This window comes from Mesorhizobium sp. P5_C1 (genome assembly GCF_054049815.1).
On the sequence record NZ_JBFULQ010001415.1, the window covers coordinates 1 to 530 of the forward strand.

Consider the following 530-nt stretch of genomic DNA (forward strand, 5'->3'; position numbering starts at 1 on the left):
ATGCAAAATCGGCGGCGCGATTCTCGAATTTCCAAAAGCTGAACTCCGGGATGGCTGCCGGGTACGGAAGGCGCGAGATCGCCTCGATGAACGTCCCGTAGTCTCTTTGGGAGATTCCCATTGTGAATACATATGTCTCCTCGACATCAAGCGACGCCGGGCCGGCATTCCAGATATTGACCTTAAAAGGGATGTAGGCGCTGCGATCGCGACCTATTCCGTAATCAAGTTGGTATCCGCGGAGATCCTTGAAATAATGAATAAAGTGATCGACCCGAGAAAGAAGCAAACGTTTGAAAATGAGCGCTGTTTTCTGTTTACGACTCTGCGCTTTCCGAAGAACAACATCGACCGCGACGATGGGCTTTCGTTTCCACGGGAATAACAAAAAGTACAAGACTAGCCTAAAGATGACAGAAAGCGTGCCGTTGATAACAATCGCGTCAGCGCTCGGTAGCGCCGCAAGAATCTCGCGGATTCCTACCGCGCGTATCAGCCGCACTTCCTCTCCACCCTCCAGAGTGAGGCAC

1 protein-coding gene is annotated in these 530 nt (G+C 51.7%); it reads right to left on the minus strand.

The genetic code is table 11. The features are described 5' to 3' along the window. Window positions 1-502: hypothetical protein (locus tag ACXJ7R_RS36110; RefSeq protein ID WP_457155943.1), on the minus strand; the 502-nt coding region annotated here is incomplete at its 3' end. Between the last annotated feature and the right edge of the window lie 28 nt (window positions 503-530).